The sequence below is a fragment of the Bradyrhizobium sp. GW821-FHT13H06 genome (assembly GCF_058803975.1).
Genome location: NZ_JBXAPN010000016.1, coordinates 100786 through 120447, shown reverse-complemented (window position 1 = coordinate 120447; position 19662 = coordinate 100786). Strand labels below are relative to the sequence as shown.

Sequence of the window (19662 nt, the reverse complement as noted above, 5' to 3'; positions counted from 1 at the left end):
GCCGCAGCGGACCGAACCATGAACGACTGTTACCTATCCATCCGGTCTGGTTTGTTACCCATCCATCCGCTGGACAACGAAGCGCCGGATGAGGGGTTCTCTCGGCGAATTCAAACAAGAGTTGGACTCGTGGAGACGACCCCTCACCCGTCTCGCCGCTTCGCGGCGAGCCACCCTCTCCCACAAGGTGAGAGGGTACACCGCCGCGGCCTGCGCCTCACGTCCCGTAGGTCGAGCCCTTCGGCAGCGGGAACACCGGGTCCTGTGTCCTGATGTTGGTCGGCCACACCACCGAGATGTGCTCGCCCGCGTTCTGCATCACCACCGGTGTCGAGCGTTCGTTCTGGCCGGACAGCGGCGTGCCCGGCGGGAAGAATTTCACGCCATAGCCCTGGATGGTGCCGCCCGCGGGGATGTCGACGTCGAGCGCCGCCTTGCGGATGGCCTCGGGCTCGAAGCTGCCGTACTTCTCCTTGGCGACCGGCAGCACGTTGTTGAGCAGCACCCAGGTCTGGTTGAAGCCCATCGAGCAGTGTGGCGGCACGTCGGTCGCACCGGTCTTGGCCTTGTAGCGCGTGACCATGGCGTTGATCAGATCGCCAATGCCCGGCGCGAGCTTGGCGGGATCGAGCAGTTGCGCCGGCACCGGGTCGATGTTGCAGAAATTGTCGATGTCGGCCCCGAAGGTGGCGCGCAGCTTGTCGAGCTGGCTGTAGCCGGCGCCAGCCCCGAACAGCATCTTGAAGCGCAGGCCGCTCTCGCGTGCCTGGCGCAGGAACAGGGTGATATCGGGGTTGTAGCCGGCATGCGAGATCACGTCGGCCTTGGCGCGCTTGATCTTCGTGACGAGCACCGACAGGTCCGGTGCGGATGCCGAATAGCCCTCGCGCAGCACCACCGGGATGCCGGCCTGCTTGGCATAGGCTTCGTCGGCGGTGGCGACGCCGACACCATAGGGCCCATCCTCGTGGATCAACGCGACCTTGACCTCCTTCGGGTCCATGCCGAGCTTGGCTTTCGCATGCTCGTTGATGAAGCTTGCAAAGGCCTGCCCGTATTGATCCGAATGTATCTGCGCGCGAAACACGTATTGCAGGTTCTTGTCCTTGAACACGGCGGTCGAGACCGCGGTCGTGATCCAGAGAATCTTCTTCTGCTGCTCGACCTTGGCCGCGAGCGGCACCGCATGCGAGCTCGCATAGACGCCGTTGAGGATGTCGATCTTCTCCTGGCTGATCAGCCGTTCGGCCTCGTTGATCGCAACGTCGGGCTTGCTCTGGGAATCCGCGGCGACTGGAGCAATCTTGTACTTGCCGCCGACACCGCCTTTCTCGTTGACGAGATCGATCGCGATCTGCGCGCCGATCGACGAGGCGACTGAGCCGCCGGCGGCGAAGGGGCCGGTGAGGTCATAGATCAGGCCGATACGTAGATTCTCGGCTTGGGCCTGGGCGCGTGTCCAATCGAGGCTGAGTGCGGCGGCGGCAGCCGCCGAGCTCTTCAGCAGCTGCCTGCGTGAAGTCGGCATCCTATCCTCCCTTTGAACCGTGTAGTCCCGGTTATTTTCGGCGAAGTATTGGGAGCAGGAGGTGGAAAGTCAACATCGCCCAAGGTCGATGAGGCGGCGGTGTCGACCGCAGCTGCGAAGGGCGGCAAGAAGCCCAGCGCTCCGTGCGATGCAGGCGCCGACCATGCTGCGGCCGCAGATCGCAACGCGCTGTGCGGATGGAAACCGTTGGGCGCCGACGGTTCACGTCGGCGCCCTTGATTGCGGCCCCCTCGCTCTCGCTCAGCCGGGCCCTGCTCCTTGCGTCGCCGTATGCACTGCGTAGAGCGACTGGCTCGCCGCCATGAACAGGCGGTTGCGCTTGGGGCCGCCGAAGCAGACGTTGCCGCAGACTTCAGGCAGGCGGATGCGGCCGAGCAGCTTGCCCTCCGGCGACCACACGGTCACGCCGCTGTAGCCGACCGAGCGGCCGGCATTGCTGGAGGCCCAGAGGTTGCCATTGACGTCGCAGCGCAGGCCATCCGGCCCGCACTTCACGCCGTCGATCACGCAATCGCTGAACTTCTTGAGATTCGAGAGCTTGTTGTCGCTGCCGACGTCGAACACGAAGATCTCGCCCTTGCCGCCGGGGCCGGTGTCGCCGGGCCCCTTGCCGGTGGAGGCGATGTAGAGCTTCTTGTAGTCGGGCGAGAAGCAGAGCCCGTTCGGGTCGGGCACCTGGTCCTCGGTGACGACGAGATCGATGCGGCCGGAAGGATCGATGCGATAGCAATTGGTCGGCAGCTCGCGCCTGCCCGGCACGAAGCCGGCCGGCTGCCCGATCCGCGGATTGAGCTTGCCGCCCGCATTGCTCGGGCCGCCCGCGACGTCGGGCTCGCCCTCATAGAGCTGGCCGCCATAGGGCGGATCGGTGAACCAGTAGCTGCCATCGGGATGCGCCGCGATGTCGTTCGGCGAGTTCAGCTTCTTGCCCTGATAGGAGTCGGCCAGCACCGTGGCGGTGCCGTCATGCTCGTAGCGTGTCACCCGGCGCGTCAGGTGCTCGCAGGAGAGCTGGCGGCCCTGGAAGTCGAAGGAGTTGCCGTTGGAATTGTTGGAGGGCGAGCGGAATACGCTGACGCGGCCGTCGTCCTCGCTCCAGCGCATCTGCCGATTGTTGGGAATGTCGCTCCAGAGCAGGTAGCGGCCCTGCGCGCTCCACGCCGGGCCTTCGGCCCATAGCAGTCCGGTGTAGAGCCGTTTGATTGCGGTGTTGGGCTGCGCGAGATCGTTGAAGGACGGATCGACCGCGATGATGTCGGGGTCCCAGAAATAAGTGGTCGGCGCACCGTGGGGGCCGAAATCGCGCGGCGGAGTGGTGATCGTCGTCGGCGGTGCGGCGGGCCCGGTCTGGGCCAGCGCGGGGCCGGCTCCGATCACGGTCGCAGCGGCGCCGAACGTAAGTCCCCGGACAAGTGTTCGTCGTGAAAGCGCAGCGTCCTGGTCACGCTGCTCGTGGTCACGAGCCTCCTGGCGTGTCATCGCGTCCTCCCGATCATGTTCACTGGCCGGTTGATCCGGCCGAGCTGGGCGGAGGTTAATGCGGTCCGCAGCCGGTTGCGAGCGCGGAATAGGGCTCTCCGCAGAGTCGGGTCGCAATCCGGTCATATTCCTTTGCGCTTGGAATGGCGGCGCTTCGTGCTCGCATTGCGACATCAGCATGGCTCGGAAACGTTCCGCGAGACCGAGCAGAAATTTTCTGCGGCAAAGCGCGGCACACAATGCGTTCGACGCATTTCAAGCCTTGATTTCGCGCCTATTGCCGCGCACAACCGGCCCCGGGGCGACGGACGGGGTTGATCGTGGCTGGCGTCATCGTACTGTTCTTGTTGCTGGGAGCCGCGTTCGCGGCCGGCTATTTCACGCGTGAATTCATTTCCAGGAAACGACGTGCGGAGGCACGTCGCTGGCGCGCGCATAGTGAGCCGGATTGGCTCCCCGCTAACGCGCCGGCCAACACCAACGAGATCGCAAGCGCCACCACGGCTGCCGTGGTCACCGGCGAGCTCGGTCAGATGCTGAACCGCTGGGAGACGAGGGCCCGCGCCCGCCGCGCGGGATAGCTGGCCGAGTTGCTTCGCGCCATCCGGGCACCAAGGGCGCCGCGGTGCTTGTCTGGCAAACGGCATGCGAGTTGGATCGATCGTGACGGTGCGGCTTGGTCCATCGTGCTTACCGCGATGACGCTGCGGGCGACGAGCCGGCTTGCAGCGGATACCTCCAAGCCGATGTCTATATCCCGGCCGCGAGCGTCTTCGCCGCGAGCTGCTTCCGCTTTTTGCCCGCCGTCGATATCAATGCGTCCTTGCGTTCCGCCTTGCTTTCCTCCTGCAGCAGATCGATGAAGGCGCGAAGCCCGGCCGTCATATGGCGGTGACGGGGATAATACAGGCGCAGGCCAGGGAACGGCGGTGTCCAATCGTCCAGCGCGGCTTGCAAGGCTCCGGTGGCGAGATATTTAGCCACCCAGAAATCGCTGACAAACGCGAGGCCTAGTCCTTCAAGCGCGGCTTCAACCATCAGAGCGTCATGGTCGAGCGTGAGCCTACCCGGCACGTCCACGGTGATCTCCTCCCCGCGCTTCTCGAACTCCCAGCGATAGAGCTTGCCGCCCGGCATCCGCCTGCGGATGCAGGCGTGACTGAGGAGATCCGAAGGCGACCTCGGCAATGGATTGCGTGCGAAATAATCCGGCGCGCCAACGACAATGAAGCGGGAGGCCGGACCGCAGGGAATGGAGACCATGTCCTGCGGCACGGCTTCGGCCAGTCGAATTCCGGCGTCGAAACCTTCCGCGACAATATCGATGTGACGCCCCTCCAGGACAAGTTCGACGTTCATGTCGGGATAGCGCCGCAGGAATTTCCCGACGACGGGGCGGAGGATCTGGTGCGCAGCGCGCTCCTTCAGATTGATGCGAAGCGTTCCCGTCGGGGTGTCGCGAAACTCGTTCACATCTTCAATCGCGCCGGCAATCTCGCGCAACGCGGGGCCAACCCGTGCGAGGAAACGCTCACCTGCTTCCGACAACGACACGCTCCGCGTCGTGCGATGGATGAGGCGGACGCCGAGCCGTTTTTCGAGCGCGGCGACCGCATGGCTCAGGGCCGAGGGCGAAATGCCGAGCTCAGTCGCGGCCGCGCGGAAACTGCGATGCGCCGAAATCGCGGCAACGGCGTGCAGTTCGAAAAGACCGGTGTGAAGCATTGTACGATATCTTGCATCAGGTCATGCCATTTTATGCCGATTATCGCATTAATCAACCCGACTATATTGAGCCCGCAATCACGACCCGAAGGACATCTCACATGGCAAAGACCTTCCTCATCACCGGCGTTTCGTCGGGCTTCGGCAGGGCATTGGCGGAGGCTGCGTTGAGCGACGGCCATACCGTTGCCGGCACCGTGCGCAACGACGCCGACAAGCAGGGCTTCCAGGCGCTCGGTCGCGGCGCGCATGCGGTGCTCCTGGACGTCACCGATACCGGGGCGATCGCGCCTGCGGTTGCTGACATCGAAAGCAGGCTCGGTACGATCGACGTGCTCGTGAACAATGCGGGCTATGGCCATGAGGGCATCCTGGAAGAATCGTCCATGGACGATCTGCGACGCCAGTTCGAGGTCAATGTGTTCGGCGCTGTGGCGATGATCCAGGCCGTGCTGCCTTCCATGCGAAAGCGCCGTGCCGGACATATTCTGAACATTACGTCGATGGGCGGGATCATGACGCTGCCGGGCTTGAGCTATTACCACGGCAGCAAGTTTGCTCTGGAAGGGATCTCCGAATCCCTTGGCAAGGAAGTCAAGGGGCTCGGGATCAAGGTCACCGCGGTCGAGCCCGGCAGCTTCCGCACCGACTGGGCCGGTCGATCGATGGTGAGGGCGGCACGATCGATCGGAGACTACGACGCGATCATCGAGCCGATCCGCAAACGGCGCATGGAGCTGAGTGGCAAACAGGTCGGCGATCCCAGGAAGGCCGCGCTGGCGATGCTGAAAGTCGCGCTGTCGGCAGATCCGCCGGCGCACCTGCTTCTCGGCAGTGACGCAGTCCGGCTGGTCGACGAAAAGATGAAATCGTTGCAGGCCGAGCTCGATGCATGGAAAGGCGTTTCACTTTCCACCGATGTGGCGTGACGCGTGCCCGCACGCTCGCGGCTGGCGTTTTGAGCGCGCCGGGGACAGGCCAACGGCCGACGGGCCATGCTTCCAACCAGGTCAGTCTTCCTGACCATCTTTTGGCGTTGCAGTTGCGCCCGTTTGTCGTCTAGAAACGGCCGCATCGGTCCTCCTGGCAACCAACCGTCAACGGTTTTCGCCCAGGATTTCGGGGCTCAAAGGGTCTGGCAATGTTGATTCGCGGCCAAATCGAGGGGATTTCGGGGGAGGTGGCTCTGGCCGCCGCCACGACCTCGGCCGCGTTGCTGCCCACCCTCCTTATTGGCGGCCTTCTTCTTACTTGCCCCTGAGGGCCGGCTGGGCGCCATGCGCCTGGGCGCTCAGGGGTTGGTCGAGATCACCGGACACCTCAAGCGCCAGGGGACAAATCGGTCTGAACGGCGCAAACGCTCAAAAGGAAATTTCGTAATGGCCACCCAGAACAAGTCCGACAAGGACCGCGTCATCATTTTCGACACCACGCTGCGCGACGGCGAGCAGTGCCCCGGCGCCACCATGACCTTTGAGGAAAAGCTCGAGGTCGCCGAGCTCCTGGACGATATGGGCGTCGACGTCATCGAGGCCGGCTTCCCCATCACCTCCGAAGGCGACTTCCAGGCCGTCAGCGAAATCGCCCGCCGCTCCAAGAACGCCGTGATCGCCGGCCTGTCGCGCGCCCATCCCGCCGACATCGATCGCTGCGCCGAGGCGGTGAAGTTCGCCAAGCGCGGCCGCGTCCACACCGTGATCGCGACCTCGCCGCTGCATATGCGGGTGAAGCTGAACAAGACCCCGGAGCAGGTGATCGAGACCTCGGTCGCCATGGTCGCGCGCGCCCGCAACCAGATCGATGACGTCGAATGGTCGGCGGAAGACGGCACCCGCAGCGAGATGGATTTCCTGTGCCGCATCGTCGAGGCCGTGATCAAGGCCGGCGCCACCACGGTGAACATCCCCGACACCGTCGGCTACACGGTGCCGGAGGAATACACCTACTTCATGAAGACGCTGATCGAGCGCGTGCCGAACTCGGACAAGGCGGTGTTCTCCGTGCATTGTCATAACGATCTCGGCATGGCGGTCGCGAATTCGCTGGCCGGCATCGTCGGCGGTGCGCGCCAGGTCGAGTGCACCATCAACGGCATCGGCGAGCGCGCCGGCAACGCCGCGCTCGAGGAGATCGTGATGGCGATCAACGTGCGCAACGACAAATTCCCCTACTGGAACAAGATCGACACCACCCAGCTCACCCGCGCCTCGAAGGTGGTGTCGGCGGCAACCTCGTTCCCGGTGCAGTACAACAAGGCCATCGTCGGCCGGAACGCGTTCGCGCACGAGAGCGGCATCCACCAGGACGGCGTGCTGAAGGACGCTTCCACCTACGAGATCATGCGGCCGGAAATGGTCGGCCTGAAGCAGTCCTCGCTGGTGCTCGGCAAGCACTCCGGCCGTCATGCCTTCGTGCACAAGCTGGAGGAGATGGGTTACAAGCTCGGCCCGAACCAGCTCGAGGATGCGTTCACGCGCATGAAGGCGCTCGCCGACCGCAAGAAGGACATCTACGACGAGGACATCGAGGCGCTGGTCGACGAGGAGATGGCGGCGTCCCACGACCGCATCAAGCTGACCTCGCTGACGGTGATCGCCGGCACCCATGGTCCGCAGCGCGCGACCATGAAGCTCGACGTCGACGGCCAGATCAAGATCGAGGAGGCCGAGGGCAACGGTCCCGTCGACGCCGTGTTCAACTGCATCAAGCGCCTGGTGCCGCACGAGGCGAAGCTGGAGCTGTATCAGGTCCACGCCGTCACCGAAGGTACCGACGCGCAGGCCGAAGTCTCGGTGCGGCTGTCGCAGGACGGCCGTTCGATGACGGCACGAGCGGCGGATCCGGATACACTGGTGGCCTCGGCCAAGGCCTATCTCGGCGCGCTCAACAAGATCGTCATGAAGCGCCAGCGCGACACGGTGACGACGGCGGCGGCGAGCTGACGTTTCTTCGCCTCTCCCGCTTGCTTGCGGGAGAGGCCGACACGCGAAGCGTGGCGGGTGAGGATTCTTTCCCCACGGGGAATGTCCCGTTGCCGAAACACCCTCTCCCCCAACCCTCTCCCGCAAGCGGGAGAGGGAGCGCAGCAGTGCCTGCGGCATTCACCATGAATACCTGCCCTGCTAAGGGCCAATAGCGGCGTAAGCCGGCGGCCTGTATTGATGCAGCCGGCATGAAGAAAGGCCGCTCGGCGTGCCCGGCGGCCCAATAACACCCAGGGAGAGATTATGCGCACCTTCGCGATCGCCGCGTCCATGGCGGTACTGGCACTTGGCCTGACCGGGCCGGCACTGGCCCAATCGCCAATCATCATCAAGTTCAGCCACGTCGTCGCCACCGATACGCCGAAGGGCAAGGGGGCGGAGAAGTTCAAGGAACTCGCCGAGAAATATACCGGCGGCAAGGTCAAGGTCGAAGTCTATCCGAACTCGACGCTCTACAAGGACAAGGAGGAGCTCGAGGCGCTCCAGCTCGGCAGCGTGCAGATGCTGGCACCGTCCAACTCCAAGTTCGGGCCGCTCGGCATTCGCGAGTTCGAGGTGTTCGATCTGCCCTATATCCTGCCCGACCTGAAGACGCTGCGGAAGGTGACGGAAGGCCCGCTCGGCACGAAGCTGCTCAAGCTGCTGGATGCCAAGGGCATCACCGGCCTTGCCTATTGGGACAACGGCTTCAAGCAGATGAGCGCCAACAAGAAGCTGATCACGCCCGCCGACTATCAGGGCGTCAAATTCCGCATCCAGTCCTCGCGCGTGATCCAGGCCCAGTTCAAGGCGCTCGGCTCGCTGCCGCAGGTGATGGCATTCTCGGAAGTCTACCAGGCGCTCCAGACCGGCGTGGTCGACGGCCAGGAGAACACCTGGTCGAACATCTATACCCAGAAGATGCACGAGGTGCAGAAGTACATCACCGAGACCAATCACGGCTACATCGGCTACGTCGTGATCGTGAACAAGAAGTTCTGGGACGATCTGCCGGCCGACATCCGCGACCAGCTTTCCAAGGCGATGAAGGAGGCGACCGCCTTCAGCAACACGCAGTCGCAGAAGGAGAACGACGACGCGCTCGCCGAGATCAAGAAGAGCGGCAAGAGCGAAATCATCAAGCTCACGCCGGAGCAGGACGAGGCGATGCGCAAGGCGATGGAGCCGGTCTACAAGGACGCCGCGAGCCGCGTCGGCCAGTCGCTGATCGACGAGTTCCAGAAGGAAGCGAAGAGCACGACGAACTGATTCTAACGACGATGAATGATGAACGAAGGCTTCCGTGCGCTCCGCACGGAAGCCTTTTTGTTGCGAATGATTTCCGATCGCGGCTGGAGGTAAAATCGGCGGTTACATCTTCGTAACAACGCCTCCCTGTCCAAGTTGTAAGTTGCGCCTCAGCCGCGCCGCGCTCATCCTCGGGCATCCTTCCAGAGGAGGTTCGTATGAGGAAATTCACCATCGCAGCCATCGCCGTGCTCAGCATCGCCGGCTCAGGCGCGGTCTATGCCCAATATCATCGCCCGTGGATGGAGCACGTCCGCCACATGCGCATGAACCCCGAGGACCGCGCCGCCTTCGTCGACGCGCGGATCGCCGCCGTCCATGCCGGGCTGAAGCTCAACGCCGATCAGGAGAAGCTGTGGCCGCCGGTCGAGACCGCAGTGCGGGAATTCGCCAAGCTGCGCATCGATCGCGCCAATGCGCGGATGAATGCCGGCCCCGGCGATACCGACAGGCCGGAGGATCCGATCGCCCGTCTGCGCCAGCGCGCCGAGGACATGGGCGCCAGCTCCGCCGCCCTGAAGAAGATCGCCGATGCCGCCGATCCGCTCTACAAGACCCTGGACGAGGGCCAGAAACGGCGCCTCGCCGTGCTGACCCGCCACCGCGGCCCGTTCGGCGGCGGCGAGGATGGGCCGCGGCACCGCCATTTCATGGAGCGCATGGAGCGGGGCATGGACCGCATGATGGAACGCGGCATGGATCACTTCCACCATGACCGTTTCGACCGCGACGGCGGTCCGGACCGGGACCGCGAGGGCCAGCTCTGAGCGGATCGGGTTTCCGGCCATTAACCTTGGTGAAGCCGCTGGAATCCAGCGGCTTTTCGCTTTTTGCGTCCCGCGGAAGAGGCCTCGGCAAACCCTTGGAAAACCTTCACCGGATCGCTTGCCAGACCCGGATCGCTTTGCTAAACGACCGGCCTCGCAAGGCTTTAGCCGCCTTTCGGGCGCATAGCTCAGTTGGTAGAGCAGCTGACTCTTAATCAGCGGGTCCCAGGTTCGAGCCCTGGTGCGCCCACCATCCTTAAGAGATTGGCCCGCAAGGGCTTTTTTAAATTCCCCGGCAGAACAAATCGGGTCTCGTGCGACGCTTTTGATGATCGTACGTCGCACGCCGTGCGACGAGTCGGATAATTCGGGGCCGCAGCTTATCCAGCGCTGAAACACGTCGGCCAAATGAGGCCTAGCGGTCTGCGTTCAGCCGTTCATGCCTTCCTTCCGCACCTGCAATTCGAGCATGTCGATACCGGAATCGGCGCGAGCCGCATTGCGGGCTCGGTAGTGCTTCACGATGGTCTGCGCGCTTCGATACGAATGCCCTGTAATGTCGCAGATCGTCAGCAAGTCGCAGCCAGCCCGATCGAGAAGCATGACGCAGGTATCACGTAAGTCTTGGTCGTGCTTCTGGTCGAGTTCACCGGCGCCGTTGACGAAGATCAGAGTGGGGCAGGGCTTGAGACGCCATGCTGTCTCATGGCCATTGCTGTCGCGTGCGGTCTGCGCATCGAGCCATTTCGTCAAGGCGCGCTTGCGCTGATCAACCGCTCGAACGCGTTGCGCCTTATTCTCTTCATCGAGAGGAAAGGGAGCAAACAGCTTCTCGACAGTCTTGATCAATTCGGCATTCAGTCGGTCTGCGCGGACGATTGCCTGGCGCGCGCTGTCGCGCGCGAGAAAGCCGAAGATTGCGACGGCTCGGGCGGTCGACACCCAATGGCGATAGGTACTCTCGTCGTAGGGCTCGCCATTGTCTTCGTTGACAACGAGCTCGGGCGGTACCTGATCCAGTTGAAGCCGAAGCTTGAGCTCCTTTACGCGTGCACGCGAGGCATTGAGCCGTGCGCTGAGTTGTGGCGCTTCCTTGATGTCGACAAGCTCGCCGGTCTTGCTCTGTCGGAAGGCGTGCCGTCCCTCGACGTCGCTCTCGTTGCGCATCATGAGACGGTCAGTCTGGCGCTGCCCGGTGAACAACGCCAGATGAAAGCTGTCCCCAACCGAGGGGCGGTCAATCGCATCGGCCGCTGCCACCCATGCAGAAAATTCCGACATCGTAACCTGCACGATGCGTCCGTCCGGATGATCGAACTCCATGCCTTCTCGCGGGTTGGGTCCGAGACGCCACAAGACGCTTTCCTGTCCCCACGTGAATGCCGCTGAGAGTGCGGCTACCATCGCGAGCGCCATGTGGTGGCCGCGGGCCGATCTCGCATAGTTATAAAAGGCGCGGAACTCCGGTTTGCCAATTGATGTTGGAGTGGCAGTCGCGATCGGCTCCAGCTCTCGTGCAGGCTCGGCCACACCCAGCAGCTTGGCGGCACGGATCTCGGCGCGCATCCTGGCCGCGGATTCGCGTGATTGCGGTCGATACAAGATGGCGGATATACACTTGCGATAGGAGGATTGTGAGGCGGACGACAGCGCCCTGAACTCCACTGACTTACTCCAATCGTCCAAAAGGTCCTCGATCGTAGAACGCTTCCGGATCGTAATTTTCTTCGGCAATTTGCCGGCGCGGCGCGCCGCCTCGATTTCCGACTTTCGCTTGTCTGAAAAATCCGAGGCTTCCTGAAGATTGAACCACGCCCCGACGGGGCGTCCTTTTTCATCGTAGGGCGGATGGCGCAGATCGGCATCGACAAAGCCGAGTGCCCTGGCGTAAGCGCCGTGCGATGAGCGAGGACGGCCATCACGCCACTTCACATGCGGAAACTTGGGATCGGCCATAAGAGCCTCAGTGCCTATAGGAGATGGCACCTATTGGAATCTAGCTCGATCTGGTCTGTCAAGAGTCGTGCTGGCCGTAGGCCTTTCGCAGCCGCTCACGGTGCTCGTCATCGCTTGCTGCCGGTGGTGGTGCGAATGCGTCATTCGCAATCGGCTTAGGGCGCATGGGATGATGTCGGGTAAGCCAGGCATCGAATCCGGTGCGTTCCCATTTCAGCGGTCCCCGCTCGCTGATCGGCGACGGCAAGCCGTCGCGCTCGTGCCTGAGGCGGCGCGTGCGATAGAACGTATCAAGTGAGACCCCTATCGCCATCGCGACATCGGTCGAGGAATAGGGAGGCTGCATGCCGGGGTGACGCAAGGTATGGCCTTTTTGACCGAAGCCCTGATGAACCAGAATCAAGATGGAGCGTCCTGACGAAGACCCTAAAACGCACGTCAGGGATTTCGTCAGGCCTTGTATTCGATCATGGGGTTTAGGCTTGCGCTAGCCGATGCTATTGCAAGCAGCGGCATCGAGATCAAGCTGCCACCGGATAAAGATGCCTTCCTGCTACTTAGGTCATGCTCGGTCTTGCTGCTCACTTTGTGTTGAGGCTTGACGAAACGCGCTTCGACAAAGAAAGCCTTTTCCGCGTGCGGCAAGCGCCGCACCGGACTCTCGTGAACCGAGCCGCTTCGCGTCTCGGCCTTCGGTTTCGATCCCTCACGGAAGCAAGCATAGATATAATGTGTCGCTCGCCGGAGGCACTCGCACGAAGGGCTGCCGCTTCGCGGCACCGCTATCACTGCCCGTCGCGCGGGTGCCTTCTTGAACCGGTCTCGCGACTGCACTCGGTCCCGGGTCCCGCCGCGCTCCGCGTCGGCGCTATGCTGACCCTCTTGCGGGTGCCTCTTTTGATTTTCTCACTCTTGCTCTTGTTTCGATCTCTTGTTTTGGCCTGCGCTGACTTGTTCAACGTTCTAACGCTTGAGATCTATGGGGCTCCGCCCCTCGCGCGCGCCAGGGTAAAGCGCCGGCTTTCGCCGGCGCCGCCCCGAGCGGTCTCCCCGGTCTTCCGTGCTTTTGAACAGTCCTCATCTTCTCGAACGGCTGACAGACGCGCGTGCAGACCCGCTCTTGCGAGCGGCCCTTAGCGGGCGGGCGAGCCCCCTCCGCTCGGGTCGCCCTGGCACTTGCTACCCCCGGTCTCGCCGACGGGCAGGGGTGCAGGCGCGAGTGCGCCTTGCACCCATGGAAGCAAAAGGAAGAATGATCATGTCGGCAAAGCAGGTTGAAATCATCCCGGCGAGCGGGACGGAGACTTTCATTCCGCTCAACAAGCTCAAGAAGTCACCGAACAATGCGCGCAAGACGCCGCATAGCGAGGCGGCGATTGAGGCCTATGCGACGAGTATCGCCGCGAAAGGCATTCTGCAAAATCTGGTGGTCGAGCCCGAATTGGACGGAGAGGGCGTAGCCACCGGGTTCTATCTAGTGACCATCGGCGAGGGTAGGCGGTTGGCCCAATTGCTGCGGGTGAAGCGGAAGGAGATCAAGAAGACCGAGCCGATCCGTTGCGTCATCGACACCAAGAATGACGCGCACGAGATCAGCCTGGACGAGAATGTTACCCGGGAAAACATGCATCCCGCCGACCAGTTCGAGGCGTTCAGGAGGCTCGCGGACCAGCGTGGTTTTGGTGCGGAGGAGATCGCGGCCCGGTTCGGCGTGACGCCGCAGGTGGTGCGGCAACGGCTGCGATTGGGGTCAGTCTCGCCGCGATTGGTTCAGCTTTATCGCGATAGCAATCTGGCTCTTGATCAGTTGATGGCCTTTGCCATCATTGACGATCAGGCCAGGCAGGAAAACATCTATGAGCGTTTGTCTTATGACCGTGAGCCCGGCACGATACGCCGTCTGCTCACCGAAACCCACATCGTCGCGACCGATCGCCGGGCGCGGTTTGTCGGGCTTGAGGCCTACATCGAGGCCGGTGGCACGATCCTGCGCGACCTCTTCACCGAGGATCGCGGCGGCTATCTGGAGGACGTAGCGCTGCTCGATCTCTTGGTGACGGCACGGCTCGGCCGGGAGGCGGATGCCTTGCGGACGGCCGAGGGATGGAAGTGGACAGAGCCCCATCTTGACTTCCCGCACGCTCACGGCATGCGGCGCGCCTTCCCGCATCCGGTCGAGCTTTCGGCGGAAGATCAGGCCGCGCTCCAAGCCGTTCAGTCCGAGTTTGACCGGCTGACCGAACAGCATCAAACCTCCGACGAGCTGCCTGATGAGGTGGATGCTAGGTTCGGTGAACTGGAAAGCCAAATAGAGCAGTTGGAGGCGAAACGGCAGGCTTACGACGTGCACGATGTCGCGCGTGGGGGTGCGTTCGTCATCCTCAATCATGACGGCACCGTCAGGATCGAGCGCGGTTTCATCCGCCCCGAGGACGACAAATCCCAGCCCGGGGCCGGGCAAGACGGCGACGCTCGGGGGCAGGACGAGGAAGGCGACGGGGACAATCAAGCAACGCGCGATGGTGAAGGAGAGGAGGCAGAAAACGAGGAGGAAGACGGGGAGCAACGGTTGTCCGACACGCTCATTCGTGACCTCACCGCGCATCGCACCTTGGGACTACGTATCAATCTGAGCGAGCAGCCGGACGTCGCCATCGTGGCGGTTACGCATGCGTTCGCAGCACAAATCTTCTACATCGGGGCCAATGCCCACGTGGTCGGCATCCAACCCGTGAAGACGGATTTGGGCACGCATGCGGTCGGGATCGAAGATACCCCGGCCGGGAAAGCGTGGTCGGATCGTCATGCCAATTGGGCGAGGCAAATGCCCCGGGACGTTGCCAAGCTGTGGGAATTCGTAGCCGAACTCGATCACGACAGCAGGACGGCGCCGTTCGCCCATTGCACGGCATTGACGGTCAATGCGGTCAAATTGCCGTTTGACTTGAGGCCCCGCGCGTTGGCGGTGGCCAGCCGTTTGGCCGAGGCCGTCGCCCTCGACATGACCGGATATTGGCGGCCTACGGTGGGGAGTTATCTCGGCCGGGTCACCAAGGCGATCATTTTGGAGGCCGTCCGCGAAGGCGTTAGCGAGGAGGCGGCCGAGCGCTTGTCGGGGATGAAAAAGATCGAGATGGCGGCCGCCGCTGAGCAATTACTGGCGCCCACCGACTGGCTGCCCGCCGTGCTCCGCACGCCGAAGACGGCGGATCACGTTCCTGCACCGGACACGACGCAAGGGCGCGATTTCTGCTCGCAAGCTGCTGAGTGAGAGGTGTGCCGGGGTCGCAAGGGCGGTCCCGGCGCTCATCAAATTCCGGCCGCGCACCTGACGGTGCGCGGCCGTTTTAGTTGAGATGAAGCGGCGACAACGCGCGTTAGCCCGTCTCCAAATGCGAGCCACGATCCCTCCGATCTGAGCCATTTGCAGCGACCCGCGAGCTTGTGCCGCGCCTCCCTTCTGGCAGCAGCCAGGCGATCAGGTTGGGGTCCTGATTGTGTCTGGACCTCGCGTATCCGACGCGCAATCGCGCGAATAATCTTAGCCGGCGCTGTCGCATCCTCATGCGAAAATACAGCCAGTTCGCTTTGATCTGTCCGGTGCACCGTCCTAGCGATTGATGTGCAGGCGTTGCTATTCCTGATCGATCCTACTGTTCTCCAATGCCGTGGTAGGCGTCGGCAGCCACGGTAATCTCCGTCAGTCCGGGTTATGGGCTCGCGTCCAACGCAACCTCGATTGGCTGATCAGGCCCGAGGGACGGCAAGAGCCTCGATCGCCTTCCCGCAACGGCTCACGCCTGCTTTTTTCCCCTGCCGCCAAGCGGCGGCATTCCTCGCGGAAGACAAAAAAGCAGGCTTTCGCCGTCCTCCGCTGCGCTGCGGGCCTTGCGGCTGCGGGCCGATCGCTCCCCGGGCCAAGGATCGCCATCGAGGCTGCGATGGGCGCGGCCCGAGCAACAGACAGACGGAGATCACCATGGCGACCATCGGCACTTTCACCGCTTCGGACAACAGCTACACTGGCTCGATCAAGACGCTGACGCTGAACATCAAGGCCAAGTTCACGGCCTCCGAGAAGGACAACGACAAGGCTCCCGACTACCGGATTTTTGCAGGCGCGACCGAATTCGGCGCCGCCTGGAAGAAGACGGTTCGCGACAGCGACCGCGAATATCTCTCGGTCAAGCTCGATGATCCGAGCTTCCCTGCTCCGATCTACGCCTCGCTGGTGAAGGTCGAAGGCGAGGACGGTTTCAGCCTGATCTGGTCGCGCCGCAGCGGCGATTGATCGCACGGGATCAACGGCCCCGCCTCTATGGAGGCGGGGACTTTTGCGTTTCCTGCGCCGCTTTGAAGGAAGGCAGAGAGCATTTTCTCCTTCAAGAGGGAGGCGCGCGGCTGCGAATTCTCGGCGCAACTCGAAGCCAGGTTTGAGGCGCCGAGTTGCGAATTTACGAGCTCCGGGGTGTGTCTTCTTTGGTCCGTTGGCGAGCTCGATCGCTCTTTGCGCGGTCGACTGATCGCGTCGATTTCGATGTGAAAGCGGACACCAGGACCAGGCCTCGGATGCGATCCGAGCCGTTCTCCCGGCAAGTTAATAGGCTCAGAATAGCCGTTTGCGTGGGTGAATGGCGCTCTGCGGCACTGTCTGGCTCCTCCGTCCGAAGGGGCACGATTCCCTGCTTCTGGCGCTACGACCTATGGCAGCCGTCCCCCATCCGAAACCCTCGCTCGCTCCTTTTTTCCCCGCCGGCAAGCCGGCTCCTCGCGGCCGCTTCGCTGCAAAAAAGGAGCGGGCTCGGGTGCGCCGCTGCGCTTCGTCCCACGGGTTCGGTTGGGGGCCGGCCGCCATGACGGTCCCGCCATCGCAGGGCATCGGCGCCTTGCGGCAACGAAGGAGACAGACCATGACCGCGATCGGATTCGTTACCCGCACAATTTACGGCGGCTTCAGGGGCCAGCTCAAACTTCTGCCCATTTGCGTCGACATCGACATCGTGCCCAACCGCGACAAGTCCGGCGATACATCACCGGACTTCCGCATATTCACCCACGGGCTTGAGGTGGGATCCGGCCGGATTTTGACCGGCGAGGGCCGGGGAGCGGACTATCTCAGCTTGTCATTTGCAGCACCTGGCCTCGGAGGCCGCGAGCTCTGCGCCAACCTTGGTCGAACGGTTGGCCTGTACGGTGAAGGCAGCTTCTTCCTGATCTGGAATCCTATCGATTAGGTCAGAAAGTTAGGCTCCCGCGCGATGCGCGGGAGCCTAATCTTATGTGCCGGAGACGGCTTTGAGTATCGCCGGCGGGTGTACGAGTGTCCCCGACTAAACACACATGGAAGAGCGAGCGCGGCTGAACGGCCTGCGAGACGTCCCGTTGCGATCGAAAAAATGCACTCGCAAGCAACGCAATTTGCTTGGAGTTGAAGGTCGGGCGATGGCTTTTTCTCAACGTTCCGATGCAGAAAATCGCTCCGGCGCCGTCGGAATTTATGTCAATCGATGGACAGCCGAGAGTCTGGAATTGACCGCTTGGACGCGTGCCGGACGGTCGAGCTTTGCGTGCTTCTGTCCCAAATCGTTCGCTGCAAGATAGTGCGTCGGGTGTGCCATAGCTGGGATTTCTCCACCAGGATTGCCATCCTTTACAGACAAAGGGTAGTTCTGAGCGTTGAAAGGACCCTCGCTGTTATGGGCAAGAGTTCGCGGAGCAATGCGAATATTGCGTGCTGAAGGCTTATGGGCGATGCCTTCGGCCCGCGCTCTACTCGTCGCTTCGCTCCTCACCGAGCCACCCTAGGGGTGTCTCGGCCCTTCGGGTAAACGATCGCTATCGCAAGCGTGGAGACAGTGGGGTTTCGCTCGCCAACTGCGAAGTCGGGGCAGCTTTTTCGCAATAAACCGGCCACCAGCCGACGTGTTTCTGCAGGCGCTATTAAGGGATTATCGCAGACCCGAACGCATTTTGTCGCAAATCGCCGCGAGTGCCGAGAGCGTGTTGGGCCCTGGGAATGAGCGTTCGGGAGACTCAGGACAAGGGTAAAGCAGAGAAAAATCGACGCCGTCGGCAGCAAAATCTGCGTCAATCTACACGCGTCAAGGCGCTTCGATTTCGTCGATTCGGACCTTCTGAGCGGCCGGATTTTTCGTGTTTCCGTTGAGCGCCGGCCTCCTAAAGTGCGTCAGCAAACCGGCTCGCCCGACGTGCGCTGTTGGCAATTTCAGGGCTACGATCGTTTCTTTTTCCAGCTCAATTGCTGGCGAATGGAGTGCTGGCGCGTGCATCAGCGGACTTCGTCGCAGCAAAGAGAAGAAGCATGAGTTAGTCAAGAAAGAGCAGGGCCGACATGCAAGATAAAAGCACTGCCGCTACAGCGTGCTTAAGCCGTTGTCTGCACATCCAAGATTTGGCGCTCTCAGTATACTCGCTGTCGCCACGTTCGACCTAACGCGATGGCGGACTTGCGCAATTGCGTCTGCTTGTCCTTGGCCTCACAAATCGCCGGCACGTTCAACGCCGGACGCGAGCCGCGCTAGCGATCGACGACGAATCCGATGTAAAGCGGGCGGGTCGCGCGTTGTCCGCACTGCGCTATGTCTGGCGCTCCGGGGCGTGCGTGAGAACACGCCGCGCGACCTATGCGAGGTCAAGGTTGACCGCGCCGGTGCCAGAACTCACTGAGCGCAGCGCTGGCGATCATCACCAGAATTTCGCTTCATCGTCGCGCCTGAAGACTGTGCCATTCATGTCGTGGAGGTCTTTACGGTCGGCTTGTCGCAACCTTAGACAATCTCGTCGGCCGGGCACTCCGGGCATGTATCGCCGATCGATTCCAGGACTTCGGCGATCGCAACCGCGGCGACCTCCGGAGAATACCCCTCCGGTGGATTCTGCCGTGCGAAGTCGAACGCTCGCTCATGGGCGTGCGGGTCGCCGCGATCCTGCATCCAGCCGTGCTCCCCGCACTCCCTGATGGCTCCGGCTTCGTTGAGGACCGAAATGGCCCAACCGCGCAGCGTTCGGATCGCAGGCCGTCTTTCCTTAGACATCAGCATGAATCGGCTCCACCGAGACGAATCCTCGTCTCTCGCCCTCGTTCCGGCCGGTTAACACAGGGCAGGGATTCCAAATCGTCGGCACTGGCGATTGTCCACGTGTTCCGCCATCTTGTGCACAACGCTAGGACGCCGCGGCTGGGTCTTCCTTCTCGCCCGTCGCCACGATCTTCAGCGCGCCGTCCGGGAGCGCCCGCTGCAGCGCCTTTGCCTCGTCCCAGGGCGCGCGCATCCAGGTGTCGTGCTCTTCGATCGTCGTGAGGATAACCGGCATCGCCTTTGGATGAACGCGTTTCACTTCTGCGTTGGGATCACAGGTCAGAAACCCAAAGACATCAGCCGTGACCTCGCCTTCCTTTGCCTTTCGCACAGACGTCCAGTTGGTCCAGATCCCGCCGAACGCGAGCAGGGGACGGCTCTCATCGGGAGAAAACCAGACGGGAACCTTCTTTCCATCGATGGTGTCGTACTCGCTGAAGCTGGTGATGGGTACCAGGCAACGATTTGCCGGCTCGAGCCACCGCTTCCAGTGGCTGCTTTTCGTATTACGGATGTTGGTTGTCCCTGAGTCTGGCTCCATTCGGAGCAGCTCCTTGAAGTCGACCTGCTTGCCCTTGGCCTCAAGCTTCTCTGCTCGTTTCTTCGTGGCGTCCATCAAGGCCTTCGGGGACGAAGGCATTCCCCACCGCGCCATAACGATCTCGCGTCCGTCTGCGGCGTTGCGGACGATGGGCGCGGGATAGTCGGGAAAGATGCCCGGCATGCTTGGCAGATTGCCAACGCGGCTGTTCAACGCTCCGAATAACTGACGTATCGCGTCAACGTTCTTGGTCATCGAGTAGAGATTGCACATC

The 19662-nt window shown here is 62.3% G+C and carries 15 protein-coding genes and 1 tRNA gene; 9 read left to right on the top strand and 7 right to left on the bottom strand.

Translation table 11 applies throughout. From position 1 onward, the window contains the following. Nucleotides 1-217: 217 nt before the first annotated feature. Together AC1RQP_RS38190 and AC1RQP_RS38185 are read right to left on the bottom strand one after the other, a co-directional pair. Nucleotides 218-1528, bottom strand: a complete 1311-nt coding sequence (locus AC1RQP_RS38190) for an ABC transporter substrate-binding protein (RefSeq protein WP_239626227.1) — start codon at nucleotides 1526-1528, stop codon at nucleotides 218-220. A gap of 261 nt (nucleotides 1529-1789) precedes the next feature. Beyond that, complete coding sequence (locus tag AC1RQP_RS38185; protein ID WP_492942729.1) at nucleotides 1790-3028, bottom strand: SMP-30/gluconolactonase/LRE family protein; 1239 nt, start codon at nucleotides 3026-3028, stop codon at nucleotides 1790-1792. 320 nt (nucleotides 3029-3348) lie between these two features. Between AC1RQP_RS38185 and AC1RQP_RS38180 the strand changes: the two genes are divergently transcribed. Then, a complete protein-coding gene (locus AC1RQP_RS38180) occupies nucleotides 3349-3609 on the top strand; it encodes a hypothetical protein (RefSeq protein WP_131869854.1) in 261 nt (86 codons plus the stop codon). A 169-nt stretch (nucleotides 3610-3778) separates the two neighbouring features. Here the strand turns inward: AC1RQP_RS38180 and AC1RQP_RS38175 are convergent, their stop codons facing one another. Further along, nucleotides 3779-4753, bottom strand: coding sequence for a LysR family transcriptional regulator (locus AC1RQP_RS38175; protein WP_492942727.1), 975 nt, complete (start codon nucleotides 4751-4753; stop codon nucleotides 3779-3781). Nucleotides 4754-4854: 101 nt separating this feature from the next. Here AC1RQP_RS38175 and AC1RQP_RS38170 point away from each other — a divergent pair, with 101 nt between their 5' ends. The 5 genes from AC1RQP_RS38170 (at nucleotide 4855) to AC1RQP_RS38150 (ending at nucleotide 10044) form a co-directional block, all read left to right on the top strand. Beyond that, nucleotides 4855-5682 (top strand): oxidoreductase, encoded by an 828-nt coding sequence (locus tag AC1RQP_RS38170; RefSeq protein ID WP_131869892.1) that lies wholly within the window; start codon nucleotides 4855-4857, stop codon nucleotides 5680-5682. Nucleotides 5683-6132: 450 nt separating this feature from the next. Beyond that, complete coding sequence (locus AC1RQP_RS38165; RefSeq protein ID WP_239626220.1) at nucleotides 6133-7695, top strand: 2-isopropylmalate synthase; 1563 nt, start codon at nucleotides 6133-6135, stop codon at nucleotides 7693-7695. A gap of 285 nt (nucleotides 7696-7980) precedes the next feature. Next, nucleotides 7981-8985 (top strand): TRAP transporter substrate-binding protein, encoded by a 1005-nt coding sequence (locus tag AC1RQP_RS38160; protein WP_239626218.1) that lies wholly within the window; start codon nucleotides 7981-7983, stop codon nucleotides 8983-8985. A 197-nt stretch (nucleotides 8986-9182) separates the two neighbouring features. Continuing rightward, on the top strand, nucleotides 9183-9791 hold the full coding sequence (locus AC1RQP_RS38155) for a Spy/CpxP family protein refolding chaperone (RefSeq protein WP_239626216.1): 609 nt from the start codon (nucleotides 9183-9185) through the stop codon (nucleotides 9789-9791). A gap of 177 nt (nucleotides 9792-9968) precedes the next feature. Beyond that, nucleotides 9969-10044 (top strand) — tRNA-Lys (locus tag AC1RQP_RS38150). Nucleotides 10045-10220: 176 nt separating this feature from the next. Here the strand turns inward: AC1RQP_RS38150 and AC1RQP_RS38145 are convergent. Beyond that, complete coding sequence (locus AC1RQP_RS38145) at nucleotides 10221-11747, bottom strand: site-specific integrase (RefSeq protein ID WP_492942724.1); 1527 nt, start codon at nucleotides 11745-11747, stop codon at nucleotides 10221-10223. A 58-nt stretch (nucleotides 11748-11805) separates the two neighbouring features. Then, entirely contained in the window at nucleotides 11806-12150 is a 345-nt protein-coding gene (locus AC1RQP_RS38140; protein WP_492942722.1) for a hypothetical protein, read from the bottom strand. Nucleotides 12151-13005: 855 nt separating this feature from the next. Between AC1RQP_RS38140 and AC1RQP_RS38135 the strand changes: the two genes are divergently transcribed. The 3 genes from AC1RQP_RS38135 (at nucleotide 13006) to AC1RQP_RS38125 (ending at nucleotide 16981) form a co-directional block, all read left to right on the top strand. Next, a complete protein-coding gene (locus AC1RQP_RS38135) occupies nucleotides 13006-15018 on the top strand; it encodes a ParB/RepB/Spo0J family partition protein (RefSeq protein ID WP_492942720.1) in 2013 nt (670 codons plus the stop codon). A 708-nt stretch (nucleotides 15019-15726) separates the two neighbouring features. Continuing rightward, a complete protein-coding gene (locus AC1RQP_RS38130) occupies nucleotides 15727-16038 on the top strand; it encodes a DUF736 domain-containing protein (RefSeq protein ID WP_492942718.1) in 312 nt (103 codons plus the stop codon). Nucleotides 16039-16657: 619 nt separating this feature from the next. Continuing rightward, nucleotides 16658-16981, top strand: a complete 324-nt coding sequence (locus tag AC1RQP_RS38125; RefSeq protein ID WP_492942716.1) for a DUF736 domain-containing protein — start codon at nucleotides 16658-16660, stop codon at nucleotides 16979-16981. 1554 nt (nucleotides 16982-18535) lie between these two features. On the opposite strand, the gene AC1RQP_RS38120 is transcribed toward AC1RQP_RS38125, so the two are convergent. Further along, nucleotides 18536-18808 (bottom strand): hypothetical protein, encoded by a 273-nt coding sequence (locus AC1RQP_RS38120; RefSeq protein WP_492942714.1) that lies wholly within the window; start codon nucleotides 18806-18808, stop codon nucleotides 18536-18538. Nucleotides 18809-18932: 124 nt separating this feature from the next. Continuing rightward, complete coding sequence (locus AC1RQP_RS38115; RefSeq protein WP_492942712.1) at nucleotides 18933-19661, bottom strand: SOS response-associated peptidase; 729 nt, start codon at nucleotides 19659-19661, stop codon at nucleotides 18933-18935. Between the last annotated feature and the right edge of the window lies 1 nt (nucleotide 19662).